We start from the raw sequence: 15,869 nt of genomic DNA, 5'->3' as shown, positions 1-15,869 counted from the left end.
TCCAGGAAGGAATATCGTGACCTCCGATAGCCGCCCGCCCGCTCCTGACGCCGAAACTCTCAGCAACAGCGAGAGCGAGAACCCGGCGATCCCCTCGCCCACCGCGCACACCGACCGCCGACCCCACTCCAACAAGGACTGGTGGCCGGAACAGATCGACGTCTCGGTCCTGCACGCGCACTCGTCCAAGTCCAACCCGCTGGGCGAGGACTTCGACTACGCGGCAGCGTTCGCCGAGCTCGACGTCGACGCCCTCAAAGCCGATATCGCCGCGGTACTGACCGATTCGCAGGACTGGTGGCCCGCCGACTACGGCAATTACGGTGGCCTGTTCATCCGGATGAGCTGGCACGCGGCAGGCACCTACCGCATCGCCGACGGACGCGGTGGCGGTGGTCAGGGCGCGCAACGCTTCGCCCCGCTCAACAGCTGGCCCGACAACGCCAACCTCGACAAGGCTCGCCGGCTGCTGTGGCCGGTCAAACAGAAGTACGGCGACAGCATCTCCTGGGCCGACCTGCTCGTGTTCACCGGCAACGTCGCCCTCGAATCCATGGGGTTCCAGACCTTCGGCTTCGGCTTCGGCCGACCCGATATCTGGGAGCCCGAGGAAGTGTTCTGGGGACCGGAGGACACCTGGCTCGGCGACGAACGCTACAGCGGCGACCGGGAGCTGTCGGGCCCCCTGGGCGCGGTCCAGATGGGCCTGATCTATGTGAACCCGGAAGGACCCAACGGCAGGCCTGATCCGGTCGCCGCCGCACGCGACATCCGCGAGACCTTCGCGCGCATGGCGATGAACGACGAGGAGACCGCCGCCCTGATCGTCGGTGGTCACAGCTTCGGCAAGACCCACGGTGCGGGCGATGCGAGCCTGGTCGGCCCCGAGCCCGAGGCCGCGCCGCTCGAGCAGCAAGGTCTCGGCTGGAAGAGCACGCACGGCACCGGCAAGGGCAAAGACGCCATCACCAGCGGGCTGGAGGTGGTGTGGACGGCCACCCCGACCCAGTGGAGCAACGGCTTCTTGCAGAACCTCTACGGCTTCGAATGGGAACTCACCAAGAGTCCGGCCGGCGCCTGGCAGTGGAAGCCGAAAGACGGTGCGGGCGAAGGCCTCATCCCTGATCCGTTCGGTGGGCCCGCGCGCACCCCGACAATGCTGACCACCGACCTCTCCCTGCGCGAAGACCCCGTGTACCGGGAGATCACCCGTCGCTGGCTCGAGCATCCCGAGGAGTTGTCCGAGGCGTTCGCGAAGGCGTGGTACAAACTCCTGCACCGCGATATGGGTCCGCTCAGCCGCTATCTCGGCCCGTGGGTGCCCGAGGCACAGCTCTGGCAGGATCCCGTTCCCGCCGTCGACCACGCGCTGATCGACGAACAGGACATCGCCGCGCTGAAGAACACGGTGCTCGCGTCCGGTCTGTCGGTCGCGCAACTGGTCAAGACGGCATGGGCCTCGGCCGCGAGTTTCCGCAGCACCGACAAGCGCGGCGGCGCGAACGGCGCCCGGATCCGGCTCGAACCCCAGCGTGACTGGGACGTCAACGAACCCGCCGAGCTGGCCAAGGTGTTGCCGGTTCTCGAGCAGATCCAGCAAGATTTCAACGCCGCTGCTACCGGCGGCAAGGCGGTGTCGCTGGCCGACCTGATCATCCTGGGCGGTTCGGCGGCGATCGAGAAGGCCGCAGGCGACGCCGGTCAGCAGATCACCGTGCCGTTCTCGCCGGGGCGCACCGACGCCACGCAGGAGGACACCGATGTCGACACCTTCGATGTGCTCGAGCCCCGGGCCGATGGGTTCCGCAACTACGTGCGTCCCGGCGAGAAGGCTCCGCTCGAGCGTCTGCTCCTCGACCGCGCGTACATGCTCGACGTGACCGCACCGCAGCTGACGGTGCTGATCGGCGGCCTGCGCGCGCTCGGCGCCAACTACGGTGGCAGCACGCACGGTGTCTTCACCGACCGGCCCGGCGTGCTGTCGAACGACTTCTTCGTGAATCTGCTCGATCAGAGCACGGAGTGGAAGGCCTCGGAGTCGGCGGAGAACGTCTACGACGGTGTCGACGGGCGGACCGGCGAGAAGCGATGGACCGCCACCGCCAACGATCTCCTCTTCGGCTCGCACTCGGTGCTTCGCGCGGTGGCCGAGGTATATGCGCAGAACACCGCGGGAGCGAAGTTCGTGAACGATTTCGTCGACGCCTGGGTCAAGGTGGTCGACAACGATCGGTTCGACCTGCGCTGACCTGTCTCGCGAGCCCCGGCCGACCGAGAGGTCGACCGGGGCTCGTCGCGCTTGCGTCCACCTCGCCGGGTACCGCGCAAGCATGTTGTTAAATGTTTCTTGAGAGAGTGCGCCGGCTGCCACCACCACGTCTGCCGCCTGATAGCTTGACGCAGACGAATATCGGATTCTGCGAAGACCCACGCGGCGCCGGTGCGGGACCGTGCGCAGGATCGAAACCTTGCTTTGCCCGCTGGATCGACCCATTCCCGCGGATGTGTGCTTGATCAGGAGTTCGCTGTGCCCGGTGCAAGAAATCTGAATCCCGCAATTTCACAGCAGCGTTTCCCCGGGGCGGCCCTGCCCGGTGCGCGCAGGTGAGCGCACCCGATTCGTGGTATCCGGTGCCGGCTCAGCACGGTCCGTTCCTTTCGCCGCAGCAATTGCTGGCCGCGATCAACGGGGGCGTCGATTGTGATCAGCCGCTGGCGCGCTGGGCTCGCACCCTCGGGTCGTTGTATCGGGACTGGCTGGCCGAACCGTCCGCCGTGTGGGTCGGTCGCCAGATCGCGGAGGTCGCGCACACCATCGACGTGTGGATCACCGCTCAGCTTCCGCGGCCACGTCCCGGCGCTCCGCGAGGAATCGACACGGTGGGCGGGGTGATCGGCCGGGTCGCCGAAGCCGCCACCTATGCCCACTGGGCGTTACACAACGCCGAGGACGACCAGCGGCATCGTGCCTGGCACCATCTGGCCGAGATGCGGGAGGGGTACGAGGATCTGGTGCGGTCGGTGCTGGACGGTTCGGTCAATCTGCCGAAGTCGTGGCCCAGTATCAGCTGGCCGGCCGCGGCTATGTAGAGATCTGCTCGGTTTCCCTGTTTCGACACGACACGCCAGGGTATCGCCCGTTGTAAACCAGAGACCGCCGCCGGGGACAGGATGTTCGAACTCCTGACCGGTCGGCGGGCGGTTGCCGGGACCAGCGCGGCGGCCCGAACCCGCTCGACGGAGGGAATACTGATGGCGTACTCGAATCAGCACGATGACTCTGCAGCAGAGCGCACCGGCGGTGAGTTTCCCGATCACGCTCGCACCACTCGAAGCCATGCGGGCGAGGGCCTCGAGGACGGCTACAACTTCCCCGGCATCATCCTGTGCGCGCTGGGAATCATCGCGCTGGGTCTGTGCCTGACCGCCACCGGATACGGATTCGCCGGCTGGGCCACGATCGGTGCCATCGCCGCGGTAACGCTCGCGGGAGCAGGCGTCGGGTGGCTGTTGATCGAGCATCGACGGGTCAAGGCCAAGGAAGGACTCGGCCTCACAGATGCTCGCGGGCATTGACCTCGCCACCGTCGGCCGACCGTGAGGACGCCTTCGACGCGGTGATCGCCGCCGCGGACAGTCCCGTGTGGGTGATCACCACCGTCGCCGGCGGCCGACGTGCCGGGTGCCTGGTCGGCTTCGCCACCCAGGTCAGCATCGTCCCGCGCAGATTCCTGGTGGCGCTGTCGAAGAACAATCACACCCGCGAAATCGCTGATGGCGCCACCTATCTCGCGGTCCATCTCCTGACCGACGAGCACTTCGCGGTGGCGCGGTTGTTCGCCACTACTTCCGGCGATCGGATCGACAAGTTCACTCGATGCGCGTGGTGGACCGGCCCGCACGAGCTTCCGATCCTGAGCGCGGCGACAGGGTGGTTTGCCGCGAGCATCGTCGAACGGCTCGACCTCGGCGATCACCTCGGTCTCGTCCTCGAGCCGGTGTCCGGTTCCGGGCCGCCGGAACCGGACACCGTCACGGCTCTGCGTTTTCGCGCGGTCGCCGACCTGCCACCGGGACACGAGGCCTGAGGCGACAGGCGGATCACTCGGCTGTGCCGGGCTCCGGATCTACATCGCCGTTCGAGCGCCGGTCCGGGATGTTGCGGCCATGGTCGCCACATCTGGCGCGAATACACCCCCGGCCGGTGACATCGGCCAATCCGCGGGCAGGCGAAACCTCGCGCCGATCATCGCTACCGCGTTCAGCACCGCGTCGATGCCGTCCCACCCTCTGGCGATCGCGAACGCTTCGCCGTCGACCCGAAACAGGCACAGCATCCCGTCCCCGCCGACAGACTGGACAGGTCTGCAGACGGCGATCGTGTGACGGTCGCCGGCGTGGGTGATCGTCTGCGTCGCCACCACATCGGGGGCGTCCACGGCAGCGGGCCGATCGCAGGCGGGTGGTACCGGAAAGCCGTAGTTCGCCGGGACGACAAACCGTGCCGACGCTCCACGATTCGCCCGCGCGAGCAGGTCCCCGATCTCCAGGAGAGCCCTGTAGAGCGCCGCCAGCTCATCGGGGCCCTGGGAGGTGCGCCGCGTGTCCGCCAGCCGGTAGGTGCACTCCGCGTTCCCGTTGACAGGTCGCGGTCGGCTCACCTCGATGACCACAACCTGGCCGCCTTCGGTGACGCGCCGGGACAGGATCGGTACTTCAGGGGCCTTACTCACAACACCTCCCACTATTGGCACCCAGGCGGGCTGCCGCGAATTTCCCAGCGCGATAGCACTGAGGGCGGATATGACTCAGTCGCGCAAAGACCGGCGCTCGATCCGACTCGCGAACCGCGCGGTGTGCAGCCACTCGCGCAAACCCCACGAACCCAACAGAGCGGAAAGAAACATGTACAGGCAAAAGGCAATGACGACGAGCTCTTCTCCATAGTCGCGGGTCCACTCCCCCATTGCTGGGGTCGCGATGCATCCCGTTGCCACCAGCGCGAACGACACAATGGCGGCAAGTGGCGCCAACGGCGCCAGCTCATCGCCACGTTCGTCCGATATGCGGCGGTGCGGACCATTGCCACGGTCCTGTAGCACGAATCGATTGTCGAAGTGAGTTCTGACGTAGACCATGTATCCTCCCACCCGGCTACCCCAGCCGGACCACTTGTTCTGTGCCCGTACATTCCCCCTGTAACGAAAGCCAGCCCAGCCGAGAATTACGGTCGTTGCGTTCAACGCCGCGTGCTCGGTGTCACTCAGAGTGCCAGATTGCCGAAGTCGATGGGAGCAGAAACAGCAACCCACTCATCTATCGACGAGGCCGTTATTATTGCGTGACAATTTCCCGTTTTCCCAATATGGGGCTACGCGGGGCGAGAGGGCGCCCTACGCATCGAACAGGCAGGAATTTCATCGACGTAGTTTATGCAATCGTGACGATCGAGGGCACGACAGCGACTTCCCTGCGCCGGCCGTACGCGATTATCTTCGCGCCGGGAGCCGGCATCCGAATCCCCTGGCCCTCGCAGCGCGAATTATCATTCACGAACACTCGAATCTCTGCTTCTGGCAGCGGACTCCCCGCCTCCACCAGCTCACGGCGCTTGCTGTGCCCTTGCCCGTCAGCGCACCCCGAAAACAATCCAATCACCCGCCGCAGCGATAGCAGCCGGACATGAACATCGGCGTCGACCCTGGAAGAACGGCACTGAACAACCGCTGCGAACAAATGATCGGAAAGTAAGGGAAATACCACCGCCGCGATGGGTGCGCGGTGGGTCATGCGCGCCCGGTCGGGGTTTCGACCTCGTCCACGTCCTTGTCGAAACGAAGTCCTCGCCAACTCGGATGGCGCAACCGGCCGTCGCCGGTCCATTCCGTGAACGCCACTTCCCCGACCAGTTTCGGCTCGACCCATGTCACCCCGTCCGGAGTGGGACCGATGCCGGATATCGGTGAATCGGGGCGTTGCAGCGGCGCGAGCTGTTCGGAGAGGTCAGCGAGCATCGCGGCCGTGAACCCGGTGCCCACGCTGCCGGCGTATTCCAGGCTGCCACGATCATCGGGCACGGCGACCAGCAAGGATCCGATCTGTCCGGCGCGGCGACCGGCGCCCTTCTTCCAGCCGATCAGCACGACTTCTTGGTGGTTGACATTTTTGACCTTGGTCCAGGCCGGACTGCGCTGGCCGGGCAGGTACCAGCTGTTGCGCCGCTTGCAGATTATGCCCTCCAGCCCGAGTTCCCGCGAGACCGTCAGGGCGTCCGCGGCGGGTCCGGGCAGCAAGTGGGGGACCCTCCAGTGCGGGCCGGTCAACCCGACCTGCTCGAGAAGCTCGCGTCGCTGGGCATACGGCAACTCGATCAGCGACCGGTCTCCGATGTGGAGCAGGTCGAAGATCACGTAAGTGGCCGGAGTCGTGTGCGCGAGGGCGCGGATGGTGGCTGGGTTGCGTTGATGCATCCGTGGCGCCAACGCCTGAAACGAGGATCGGCCCGCGTGTTCGATCACGATCTCGCCGTCGATCACGAACCCGGGCTCGGCCGGCGCGAGCCCGGACAGTTCGGGCCAGGCGACGGTGATGTCATTGCCGTTGCGCGACTCGAGCCGCAATTCGTCATCGATATAGGCGATGGCCCGGACTCCGTCATATTTCACTTCGTAGGCCCAGCGGTCATCGTCGGCAGGCAGTGCGCCCGCCATTGCCAGCATCGCGGCATAGTGCGGCAATCCGGTCATGCAGACCTCGCCATCACCTGATCGATCCCATGGACACCGTCAGCAAACAATCAGCATAGCCGTGGTGCCGCACGCCGTGCTCGGTGCTCGATGACGTGAAGGAGTTACTCGGTCAGCTCAATCGTTCGGTCAACTCGACGGTGACTTCATCACCATCGGCCTTTCCGATACGGCGCCGGATCGCGGCGGCGACGGGAAGCTTGTGCGTGCCGTCTCCGAGTGCCATGAACGACGAGGCGAACGGGACACCGTCCACCGTTCCTTTCACCTTGACCAGGCCCCGGGTGCCGAAAATTCGTGCCGAGTCGGGCAGTTGCACGCATGTCCACGTGTCACCCTCCCTGACTTTTCCGAGGACGGCGGTAAAGGTGATGTCGATCGGTCCCGGTGCGGTGTTCATGAGAGCTCCTGTCGAGGTATGGGATTCAGACGAACAGGCCGAGTACGACACCGCTGACGACCAGCTTGAGGACCCAGTCGGTCATATGCACCGCAGCGGTCGGTATCGGCACGTTTTCGTGGACGACAGCGCCGGCGAGGATGGTCACCGGGACCACCGCCACGATCGCACCTACCGCCGCTCCGGCGGCCACGCCATGCCGATCACCGGCTACGAGCAGGGTCGCCAGCACCGCCGCTGCCAACAGGCCACGCAGCACCACGAACAGCATCTGGATCGGCATGCTGATTCCGGGACGCGGGGTACTCGTTCGCGACACCAGCGCGGCGATCGGAGGTGTCGCGTACAGCGCCGCGCTGAGGACGAACGAGAGGACCGCCGCGAGGACGACACCGGCAATTATCATGGCCAACTCCTTGAGTACGACACTGTACTTAATTTAGAAGAGTGAATAAGTACTGTCAAGTACTAATGTAGGGAGCATGACCCCTCCCCTTCGGCGCCGCGGCCGGCCACCCGGGAAGACCGGCGCCGAACTACTCACCGTCGCCCGCGAGGTGTTTCTCGAGCGCGGGTTCGCGGGATCGACGATGGACGAGATCGCCGCACGCGCCGGGATCTCCAAAACCTCGCTGTATCGCGAACATCCGTCGAAAGAGGGTTTGTTCGCCGCGGTCGTGGAGCACTGGACCGCCGCCGGCCGTGATGCCATGCGACCCGCCCTCACCGCACTCGAGACCGCCGAGGATGTCGGCGAGGGCTTACTCGCCTGGGCACGGGCCCTGCTGGCCGGTGTCCTCTCGCCGACCGTGGTGGAGATGCGTCGACTGGTCACCGCCGAGGCGGCCCGCCTGCCCGAGGTCGGGGCAACGTATCTGCACCAGAGCTGGGTCCGCAATATCGGTGCTCTCGCCACCACCCTGCAGGTGCTCGACGCGCGCGGCCTGCTGGCGATCCCCGACCCCCAGGCCGCTGCCGAACAGCTCACCTGGCTGGTCGTGGGCGCGCCGCTGAATGCCCGAATGCTCGATGCCACAGCAGCATCCGCGAACACCCCCGACGCAGCGATAGATCTTTTCCTTGCTGCCTACCGACGGCCCTGACCGCATCCGAACTCGGTGGTCCATAGCTCACCGGCGCGGCGACAAGACTGCGGAACCCCCTCAGCACGGATAGCGGCAACTGCCCGTGGCGTGCGACATCGAGAACCGCTATAGGTCGAACGCACTCTGAACGGCCTGGGCGGTGGAGAGCCAGGTGCCGGCGTGTTCCGACACGATCCGCGCGAGCTCATCAGGGGCCTCACGGGCGACGAGATGGCCGGCATCCGGCACACAGGTCACCGCGACACGACGATCGGCGCGGAACCGATCCACTTCGGCGTCGGTGAGCGGCGACCGTCCGCCGCGCACGAGCAGCATCGGCACCTCCGAACCGACGGCCGTCGCATGCAGCGCAGGGCCCGCCGCGAGGCCGTCTTCCACCAGTTCGGTGCGTCGACCGCGAAGCCCTGCCTCGCTCAGCCAGGCGCGCACCCGATCCGGATCGGGATTCGGTACCACGTCCACCAGGATCAGACCGGCCACACGACGCGCGATATCCGGTTCGCCGAGGGCGGCGACGGCAGCGAGCCCGCCGATGGAGGCGCCCACCACAACGAGCGGCGCCGGCTCGCGCCGCACCATGCCGGCAACGTCATCAGCCAGCGCCCGAAGGACCGTCGCCTCTCCCGTGCTCTCACCGTGTCCACGTAGATCGAAGGCCACCGCCCGGAATCCGGCTGCGGCGATCCGCGCCGCGACGGGAACCCACACACCGCGACGCTCGCCTCCCGCGTGGAGCAACAGAACCGTCGGTCCCTCGCCGGTCACGGTGCCCCGCAGGGTGACATCACCCAGAGTGATGCGCACGTCGGTCACGAGCGAACCGATCGCCGGAAATCGAGACCGCCATTGTCCTTGCGCACAGCAGGATCGGTGGCATTCATGACACTCCTCGGCGAACTTCGGGAATGACGTTCCGTCACTTCGACAGCCGGGTCGACACCCGCCCCGCGTCCTGCGTCCCGATTCGGAACGCGTCGGCGACGCGAGGCGGGTTGCCGCCCTGGGCTCACGCCCATCATCAGCGACACACCACCGGCGGGTCAATCCTCAGCTCCCCCTGGCCGACCCCGCATTCACCACACCGGCAGCCAGCGCTCAGTCCGCGACGACCTCGCTGCGGTCACCGCTCCACAGCGTGTGGAATTTGCCCTCCGCGTCGACGCGCTCGTAGGTATGCGCGCCGAAGAAATCACGCTGACCCTGGGTCAGCGCGGCGGGCAGCCGCTCTGCGCGCAGTGCGTCGTAGTAGGACAGCGAGGACGCGAACGCCGGGACCGGGATGCCGAGCAGGATGGCGGTGGACACCACGCGCCGCCAGCTGTCGATCGCGGTCTCGATGGCCTCGCGGAAGTACGGCGCGAGGATCAGGCTCGGCAGGGCGGGGTCCTGCTCGTAGGCGTCCTTGATCCGGTTCAGGAACCGAGCCCGGATGATGCAGCCACCGCGCCAGATCGTGGCCAGGTCACCGGGGCGCAGATCCCAGCCGTACTCGGCGCTACCCGCGGCGATCTGGTCGAAGCCCTGTGCGTAGGCAACGACCTTGGACGCGTAGAGCGCCTGCCGGATGTCCTCGGTGAACTGCTCGACGTCGGTGGGCTTGTCGGCGAGCGTGCCCGACGCGAGACCCACCGCGGCTTTGCGCTGCGCACGCGAACCCGACAGCGCCCTGGCGAAGACCGCCTCGGCGATGCCGGTCACCGGCACACCGAGATCGAGCGCGGACTTGACCGTCCAGCGGCCGGTGCCCTTCTGCTCGGCGGCATCGACGATGACGTCGACCAACGGCTTGCCGGTCTTCGCGTCGACCTGCGCGAGCACCTGCGCGGTGATCTCCACCAGATAGCTCTCCAGGTCCCCGGAGTTCCACTGCGTGAACACATCCGCGATCCTCCCGGCATCGAAACCGAGTGCGTCACGGAACAGGTGGTAAGCCTCGCCGATCAACTGCATATCGGCGTATTCGATGCCGTTGTGCACCATCTTGACGAAGTGTCCGGAACCGTCGGGCCCGATGTGGGTGCAGCACGGGGTGCCGTCGACCTGCGCCGCGATCGACTCGAGCAGCGGGCCGAGCGATTCGTAGGACTCCTTCGGCCCGCCCGGCATGATCGCGGGACCGTTGAGCGCACCTTCCTCACCGCCCGAGATACCTGCCCCGACGAAATTGAGACCGCGTTCGGCCATGGCGGCCTCACGGCGAATCGTGTCGGTGTAGAGGGCGTTGCCACCGTCGATGATGATGTCGCCCGGCTCCATCACGGCAGCCAGCTCCTCGATGACGGTGTCGGTCGCCTCGCCCGCCTTGACCATGATCAGCACCCGCCGCGGCTTCTCCAGCGCCGCGACGAACTCCTCCACGGTTTCGGTGCGGACGAAATCGCCGTCACCGCCGTGCTCGGCCAGCAGCGCGTCGGTCTTGGCGACGGATCGGTTGTGCAGCGCGACGGTGTAGCCGTGCTTGGCGAAGTTGCGGGCGATGTTGCTGCCCATCACTGCCAGGCCGGTGACACCGATGTGTGCACGCGCGGTAGAGGTCGACATTGATCAGCTCTCTTCGTTCGGCGGTTCGATGGGTGTGGAAGACGAACTCCTTGGCAGGCAAGTTACTGGGTGCCGGTCCGCCGCCGAACACCTACCACCGTGACCGGGGCTACACGGCGAACCGGGCCGAGCCCGCGTGTCGGCGGTCGCTGCTAGTGTCGGTCGAGTTCTGACACGGGGTGTCTCGCGACCGCGAGGCTGAGAACAGACCCGCTGAACCTGTTCAGGTAATGCTGACGAAGGGATGTCACGGTGTTGCACGCCCACACCACGAATACCGGCCTGTTCACCGATCACCTCTGGGACCGGACCAAGGTTCTGCGGAGCGCGATCGATGAGCTGGAATTTTTGCGGCACCTCGGCGAGGGCACCTTGCCGCTCGAGGTGTTCCGCACCTACATCGAACAGGATTCGCTGTATCTGACCGGGTACTCGAAGGCGCTGGCGATGCTCGCCGCCAAGTCGCCGGACCCGCAGACCGCGGCCTTCTGGGCGACCTCGTCCGCGAATGCCGCCGCTGTCGAGTCGGCCATGCACGAGCAGATGCTCACCGGTGGGGCGCTGCCCCCGCGGCAGGGCGAGCCGGAGCATTCCCAGACCTGCCTGGCCTATGTCTCCTACCTGATCGCCGTTGCCGCGACCGAGTCCTACGCCGTCGCCGCGGCAGCCGCGCTGCCCTGTTTCTGGATCTATGCCGAGGTGGGGCGTGGCTTGGCCGCGAGTGCCGCGAAGGTGATCGCCGCCGACGCCACCCACCCGTACGCCCAGTGGGTCACCACCTACGGCGCGGAAGAGTTCCAGCAGTCCGCGGCCACGGCGCGATCGCTGGTCGACGCCGCGGCCGAGTCGGCGAGCGAGCGTGAGCGGGCGGCGATGGAGAAGGCGTTCGTCCTCGCCGTGCGCTACGAGCTGATGTTCTGGGACACCGCCCTGCATCCGCAGCCCTGGCCTGCCGCATGAACGGGCGTCTTCGCCGCGCACTCGCGGTCATGGCAACCACCGTCGCGACCCTGTCGCTGGTCACCGCCTGTGGTTCGGGCGGCGGCTCCGATCAGTCCATCCGCTTCGCGCTGGACTGGACGCCCAACACCAATCACTCCGGACTGTATGTCGCCCTGCAGCGCGGCTACTTCGCCGACGCCGGTCTGGATGTGCAGGTGCTGCCGTACAACAACACCTCGGTCGACACGGTGGTCGATGCCGGGAACGCGGAATTCGGGATCAGTACTCACAATTCGTCGACGTTCGCCCGCGCGTCGGGTGCGCGAATCCAGTCGGTGCTCGCACCGCTGCAGCACTGGGCGACCGGGATCGGCGTGCGCGCCGACCGAACCGACCTCGCGAGCCCGAAGAATCTGGACGGCAAGACCTACGCCGGTTTCGGTGACCCGGGTGAGAAGGAGTCACTCGCGCAGGTCATCCGCAACGACGGCGGCACCGGCGAATTCACCTCCGTCGTGCTGGGATCGTCGGCCTACGAGGCCGTCTACTCCGGAAAAGCGGACTTCACCGTCTCGTATCTGGCGTGGGAGGGTATCGAGGCCGAACACCACGGCACCCCGATGAAGTACTTCCGCTACACCGATTTCGGATTCCCGGACTCCTACGCCATCGTGATCGACGCCAACGAAGGCTGGCTCGCCGAGAACCCCGACCGCGCGAAGAAGTTCGTCCAGGCCTTGCAACGCGGCTACCAGTTCGCCGCGGACAACCCGGACGCGGCGGCCCAGGACCTCATCGACGCCAACCCGGGCGCGTTCAACGACGAGAAGCTGGTCTTCGACAGTCAGCGAATGCTGGCCGACCAGTTCATGAAAGACCCGAACGGCCGAGTCGGCACCCAGACCGTGGAGCAGTGGTCAGCGAATTCGCGGTTCCTGTACCGCAGTGGCCTGCTCAACGGTCCCGATGGCAAACCATTGACCACCGAACCCGACTGGTCGACGTATTTCACCGATGACTACCTTGCCAACCCGTGACCGGTCCGTAGACGCGCGAGTCCTGCCCAGCGACCGGACCGGTCGCTGGGCGGGGATCCGGTGGGCGGTGCCGTCGATCGTCACGGTGGCGGTGCTCGTGGCCGCGTGGCAGCTCTATGTCATCACCAGCGGTGTGCGTCCGCAGGTGCTGCCCTCACCGGTGCGCGTGGTCGAGCAGGGCTGGGCGCACCGCGACGAGATCGCCACCCACGCGGCCGCCACCCTGCAGGTGACGCTGATCGGCTTCGCGGTCTCGCTGAGCGCGGCGTGGGTACTGGCGGTGATCGTCGACTTCTCGCCCTGGCTGCGGCGCGCGTTGGTGCCGCTGTTCGTGGCGTCGCAGACCGTGCCGATCGTCGCGATCGCGCCGTTGATGATCATCTGGTTCGGGTTCGGCCTGCTGCCGAAGATCCTGGTGGTCGCACTGGTCACCTTCTTCCCGATGGCCATCGGCCTGATCGAAGGGTTCGCCGCGGCCGACCGCGACGCGGGCGCGCTGCTGCGCAGCATGGGCGCCTCCCGGGTGCAGGAGTTCCGGTATGTGCGGCTACCGTCCGCGCTTCCGCGATTCTTCACCTCGTTGCGGATCGCGATCACCTACGCGGTCGTCGGTGCGGTGTTCGCCGAATATGTCGGCGCCAGTGTGGGTCTCGGCATCTACATGAGTCTGCAGAAGAACTCGTTCCGCACCGATCTGGTGTTGGCGGCGGTTGTGGTGACCGCGCTGCTGAGTATCGCGCTCTACCTGACGACGTTCGCGGTCGAGCGCCTCGTCGCGCCGTGGGCGCGCACGGAGAACAGGAGCCGACGTGACTGACGCCGAAGGCGACCGGATCGTCGTCGACCACCTCACCAAATCTTTCCCCCAGCCCGGTCGTCGCAGCCCCGACCTCGCGGTGCTGGGCGGAGTGTCGTTCACGGTCCGATCGGGCGAGTTCGTCACGGTCATCGGGCCCAGCGGGTGCGGCAAGAGCACCGTGTTCAACATGCTGGCCGGACTCGAATCCCCCGACTCCGGCAGCGTCGGCTTCCGCGCGGCCGACGGCGAGGACACCGCGTCGCACTGCGCCTACATGCCGCAGAAGGACCTGCTGTTCCCGTGGCGAACCATCCTCGACAACACCATCCTCGGTTTGCGCGTCCAGGGTGTCCCCACAACAGAGGCCAGACGCCGCGCCCGCGAACTGTTCCCGGTATTCGGCCTGTCCGGTTTCGAGAACGCCCGCCCGTCGCAGTTGTCGGGCGGGATGCGACAGCGGGCGGCACTGCTGCGCACGGTCGTCCAGGAGCGCGAACTGCTGCTGCTCGACGAACCCTTCGGCGCGCTCGACTCGCTGACTCGCACCGAGATGCAGTCGTGGTTGCAAGAGGTCTGGCAGCGCTACCGGTGGATGGTCCTGATGATCACCCACGATGTCCGGGAGGCGGTGTACCTGTCGGACCGTGTGATCGTCCTGTCGGCGCGCCCGGCCACCGTGCGCCGCGAACTGCGCATCGATCTGCCGCGCCCGCGCGGTCTGTCCCTGATCACCGCCCCCGAATTCGTGGCGCTGGAAGAAGAACTGCTCGCGATCCTGCACGAGGAGTCGCGTCGCTCACGCGAGCAGTCGCTTGGTCGAGCGACGAAACGCCCAGACGACGACCACTAGCGCCAGCGCCAGCAGTGGGGTTCCCATGACGATCTTGGCGGTGGCCAGCCACCCGGCGGCGTCGATGTCGTAGAGCCAGTCCTGGACGAAGTAGCGTGCGGCGAACACCGCGGCAAGGGCGAGGGTGGCGATGTCGTGCCCGCGCAGTGACGGGCGGTCCTGCCGCCAGGCGAACTCGTTGCCGTGCAGCATGTTCCACAGCACCCCGGTCAGCGGTCGACGGGCCAGCAGCGAGATGAGCGCGACCAGGGCGCCGGCCAGACTTGCCCAGATGCCGACCAGGAAGAATCCGCCCGCCGAGCCGGTCCACGCGGCGACGCCACCGGCGACGACGACCCCGACGAGCCCGCCGCTCGCTTGGACGGCCGGCTCACCGCGAACGATCCGAAATCCCATGATCGCTACCGCCACGGCGACGGCGGACCCGATGGCAATCGGCAGTGCCACCAGCGCATTCGCCACGACGAAGGCGATGATCGGTATCGCCGTGTAGATCATTCCCGTGGTGCCGCCGAGTTGGTCGACCAGTCTCTGTGTGGGATCGGTCTTCGATGCCCGCGAGGCGGCGGACTCGTCGACATCGCGGTGGGATCCAGGCTGCATCATCGATCTCTCCAAGCTGTTGCGCGAAAAGGTGTCGTGCGAGGAACAGCTCTCACGTTCGTCGCCGCGAGCGCCGGAAACCAGTGCGCGCCAACACCTTTTCGAATGACAACCTCACGGATGAGACATGACATCTGTCACGACGGGGGTTTCATCAGACTCAGCAACCCGAGGTCCTCGGCCAGCGCACCGTCCTGGCCGAGCGCGGTGAAGTCGGCCTCGACCTCGGACAGGGCGAGCTTGCCCGCGCGGACGGCTCGATATCGCACATACGACCAGAGGAAGACGTCGATGTTGTCGAAGCGGGTGCCGCCCTCGAGGACCTCTTCCTCGTGAAACCAGACCGCGACCTGACCGGTGGTGAGCACCACGTAGAGGTTGCCACCGCCGTCGGCTCCGAGAGAGAATACGTCGTCGTCGGTCAGTTCGGTCGTGTAGTCGGCATCGAGAATCCCGCAGTCGTTGCCGGCGAAGTCGAAAGCGTAGGACCAGTCGAAGATGTCGAGGAACTGCGGCAGCCGACCGGAACGGACCCGGCGGTCGAAGGCCGCGAGTGCGGCGGCGCCGGCAGCGGGCAGTCGTGCGAGAAACGGTGCCACCGAACGAGTTTCGGCGCAAACTTCGACAGGTTCGCCGTCACCGAACCAGCGGGCGAGATCGGCATCGAGGCCACGGTCGGTGTAGCCGACGAGGTCGGCGAGGGTGAGCGTCACGCCGAAAGTGTAGAAACGACCTCCGACATGTGCGCGTGTTCCTCCGCGCCGTCGCATGTCGCGGTCCGGATGCCGGGTGACTCGGTGTATTTTCGGGACTCGAGCAAGGAGCCCATCGGCGAGCGCGACCCA

At 66.5% G+C, this 15,869-nt stretch carries 18 protein-coding genes and 1 riboswitch; of the genes, 9 read left to right on the top strand and 9 right to left on the bottom strand.

Annotated elements, in window-relative coordinates; all coding sequences use genetic code 11:
* The first annotated feature begins 16 nt into the window (after window positions 1-16).
* The 4 genes from katG (at window position 17) to ACFWFP_RS20225 (ending at window position 4,088) form a co-directional block, all read left to right on the top strand.
* A complete protein-coding gene (gene katG / locus ACFWFP_RS20240) occupies window positions 17-2,248 on the top strand; it encodes a catalase/peroxidase HPI (protein ID WP_379297181.1) in 2,232 nt (743 codons plus the stop codon).
* A 356-nt stretch (window positions 2,249-2,604) separates the two neighbouring features.
* Window positions 2,605-3,090, top strand: a complete 486-nt coding sequence (locus ACFWFP_RS20235; protein ID WP_379297179.1) for a hypothetical protein — start codon at window positions 2,605-2,607, stop codon at window positions 3,088-3,090.
* A 162-nt stretch (window positions 3,091-3,252) separates the two neighbouring features.
* Window positions 3,253-3,576, top strand: a complete 324-nt coding sequence (locus ACFWFP_RS20230) for a hypothetical protein (RefSeq protein WP_379297177.1) — start codon at window positions 3,253-3,255, stop codon at window positions 3,574-3,576.
* On the top strand, window positions 3,573-4,088 hold the full coding sequence (locus ACFWFP_RS20225) for a flavin reductase family protein (protein WP_379297175.1): 516 nt from the start codon (window positions 3,573-3,575) through the stop codon (window positions 4,086-4,088). The genes ACFWFP_RS20230 and ACFWFP_RS20225 overlap by 4 nt, the downstream gene beginning before the upstream one ends.
* Before the next feature lie 39 nt (window positions 4,089-4,127).
* On the opposite strand, the gene ACFWFP_RS20220 is transcribed toward ACFWFP_RS20225, so the two are convergent.
* The 5 genes from ACFWFP_RS20220 to ACFWFP_RS20200 all read right to left on the bottom strand — a co-directional run bounded on the left by ACFWFP_RS20220 (window position 4,128) and on the right by ACFWFP_RS20200 (window position 7,552).
* On the bottom strand, window positions 4,128-4,733 hold the full coding sequence (locus tag ACFWFP_RS20220; RefSeq protein WP_379297173.1) for a hypothetical protein: 606 nt from the start codon (window positions 4,731-4,733) through the stop codon (window positions 4,128-4,130).
* A gap of 75 nt (window positions 4,734-4,808) precedes the next feature.
* Window positions 4,809-5,138, bottom strand: coding sequence for a hypothetical protein (locus tag ACFWFP_RS20215; RefSeq protein ID WP_379297171.1), 330 nt, complete (start codon window positions 5,136-5,138; stop codon window positions 4,809-4,811).
* A 648-nt stretch (window positions 5,139-5,786) separates the two neighbouring features.
* A complete protein-coding gene (ligD, locus tag ACFWFP_RS20210) occupies window positions 5,787-6,746 on the bottom strand; it encodes a non-homologous end-joining DNA ligase (RefSeq protein WP_379297169.1) in 960 nt (319 codons plus the stop codon).
* Window positions 6,747-6,858: 112 nt separating this feature from the next.
* A complete protein-coding gene (locus ACFWFP_RS20205) occupies window positions 6,859-7,146 on the bottom strand; it encodes a DUF1905 domain-containing protein (protein WP_379297167.1) in 288 nt (95 codons plus the stop codon).
* A 25-nt stretch (window positions 7,147-7,171) separates the two neighbouring features.
* Window positions 7,172-7,552, bottom strand: a complete 381-nt coding sequence (locus tag ACFWFP_RS20200) for a DUF1761 family protein (protein WP_379297165.1) — start codon at window positions 7,550-7,552, stop codon at window positions 7,172-7,174.
* Between the two features lie 76 nt (window positions 7,553-7,628).
* Here ACFWFP_RS20200 and ACFWFP_RS20195 point away from each other — a divergent pair, with 76 nt between their 5' ends.
* The gene (locus ACFWFP_RS20195) at window positions 7,629-8,249 is read left to right on the top strand and encodes a TetR/AcrR family transcriptional regulator (RefSeq protein ID WP_379297163.1); all 621 of its coding nucleotides are present in this window, start codon (window positions 7,629-7,631) and stop codon (window positions 8,247-8,249) included.
* 108 nt (window positions 8,250-8,357) lie between these two features.
* Here the strand turns inward: ACFWFP_RS20195 and ACFWFP_RS20190 are convergent, their stop codons facing one another.
* Window positions 8,358-9,065, bottom strand: a complete 708-nt coding sequence (locus ACFWFP_RS20190; protein ID WP_379297161.1) for an alpha/beta fold hydrolase — start codon at window positions 9,063-9,065, stop codon at window positions 8,358-8,360.
* Between the two features lie 282 nt (window positions 9,066-9,347).
* Complete coding sequence (gene gndA, locus ACFWFP_RS20185) at window positions 9,348-10,793, bottom strand: NADP-dependent phosphogluconate dehydrogenase (protein ID WP_379297159.1); 1,446 nt, start codon at window positions 10,791-10,793, stop codon at window positions 9,348-9,350.
* A gap of 165 nt (window positions 10,794-10,958) precedes the next feature.
* Window positions 10,959-11,055: riboswitch (TPP riboswitch) on the top strand.
* Between gndA and ACFWFP_RS20180 the strand changes: the two genes are divergently transcribed.
* The 4 genes from ACFWFP_RS20180 to ACFWFP_RS20165 all read left to right on the top strand — a co-directional run bounded on the left by ACFWFP_RS20180 (window position 11,046) and on the right by ACFWFP_RS20165 (window position 14,421).
* Window positions 11,046-11,753 carry a TenA family protein gene (locus ACFWFP_RS20180; RefSeq protein ID WP_379297157.1) on the top strand — a complete coding sequence of 236 codons (708 nt, stop codon included), beginning with the start codon at window positions 11,046-11,048 and terminating at the stop codon, window positions 11,751-11,753. (Overlaps the previous riboswitch by 10 nt.)
* A complete protein-coding gene (locus ACFWFP_RS20175; RefSeq protein ID WP_379297155.1) occupies window positions 11,750-12,772 on the top strand; it encodes an ABC transporter substrate-binding protein in 1,023 nt (340 codons plus the stop codon). The genes ACFWFP_RS20180 and ACFWFP_RS20175 overlap by 4 nt, the downstream gene beginning before the upstream one ends.
* Window positions 12,750-13,589: an ABC transporter permease gene (locus ACFWFP_RS20170; protein ID WP_379297153.1), complete on the top strand. Its 840-nt coding sequence runs from the start codon at window positions 12,750-12,752 to the stop codon at window positions 13,587-13,589. Before ACFWFP_RS20175 ends, ACFWFP_RS20170 begins: the two co-directional genes overlap by 23 nt.
* Complete coding sequence (locus ACFWFP_RS20165) at window positions 13,582-14,421, top strand: ABC transporter ATP-binding protein (protein ID WP_379297151.1); 840 nt, start codon at window positions 13,582-13,584, stop codon at window positions 14,419-14,421. Before ACFWFP_RS20170 ends, ACFWFP_RS20165 begins: the two co-directional genes overlap by 8 nt.
* Here the strand turns inward: ACFWFP_RS20165 and ACFWFP_RS20160 are convergent.
* Together ACFWFP_RS20160 and ACFWFP_RS20155 are read right to left on the bottom strand one after the other, a co-directional pair.
* Window positions 14,368-15,027: a DUF3159 domain-containing protein gene (locus tag ACFWFP_RS20160; RefSeq protein WP_379297149.1), complete on the bottom strand. Its 660-nt coding sequence runs from the start codon at window positions 15,025-15,027 to the stop codon at window positions 14,368-14,370. The genes ACFWFP_RS20165 and ACFWFP_RS20160 overlap by 54 nt on opposite strands.
* A gap of 134 nt (window positions 15,028-15,161) precedes the next feature.
* Entirely contained in the window at window positions 15,162-15,737 is a 576-nt protein-coding gene (locus tag ACFWFP_RS20155) for a hypothetical protein (protein WP_379297147.1), read from the bottom strand.
* Window positions 15,738-15,869 lie beyond the last annotated feature (132 nt).

It is taken from the genome of Nocardia sp. NPDC060249 (assembly GCF_042728755.1).
Lineage (GTDB): Bacteria > Actinomycetota > Actinomycetes > Mycobacteriales > Mycobacteriaceae > Nocardia.
This window is presented reverse-complemented; position numbering and strand designations above follow the sequence as displayed.

Bases quoted from the DNA above. Each gene is read 5' to 3' on its own strand.
- ligD (WP_379297169.1), bottom strand. From the start codon at position 6,746: ATGACCGGATTGCCGCACTATGCCGCGATGCTGGCAATGGCGGGCGCA.
- ACFWFP_RS20230 (WP_379297177.1), top strand. From the start codon at position 3,253: ATGGCGTACTCGAATCAGCACGATGACTCTGCAGCAGAGCGCACCGGC.
- ACFWFP_RS20175 (WP_379297155.1), top strand. From the start codon at position 11,750: ATGAACGGGCGTCTTCGCCGCGCACTCGCGGTCATGGCAACCACCGTC.
- ACFWFP_RS20200 (WP_379297165.1), bottom strand. From the start codon at position 7,552: ATGATAATTGCCGGTGTCGTCCTCGCGGCGGTCCTCTCGTTCGTCCTC.
- ACFWFP_RS20160 (WP_379297149.1), bottom strand. From the start codon at position 15,027: ATGATGCAGCCTGGATCCCACCGCGATGTCGACGAGTCCGCCGCCTCG.
- ACFWFP_RS20205 (WP_379297167.1), bottom strand. From the start codon at position 7,146: ATGAACACCGCACCGGGACCGATCGACATCACCTTTACCGCCGTCCTC.
- ACFWFP_RS20215 (WP_379297171.1), bottom strand. From the start codon at position 5,138: ATGGTCTACGTCAGAACTCACTTCGACAATCGATTCGTGCTACAGGAC.
- ACFWFP_RS20170 (WP_379297153.1), top strand. From the start codon at position 12,750: ATGACTACCTTGCCAACCCGTGACCGGTCCGTAGACGCGCGAGTCCTG.
- gndA (WP_379297159.1), bottom strand. From the start codon at position 10,793: ATGTCGACCTCTACCGCGCGTGCACACATCGGTGTCACCGGCCTGGCA.
- ACFWFP_RS20195 (WP_379297163.1), top strand. From the start codon at position 7,629: ATGACCCCTCCCCTTCGGCGCCGCGGCCGGCCACCCGGGAAGACCGGC.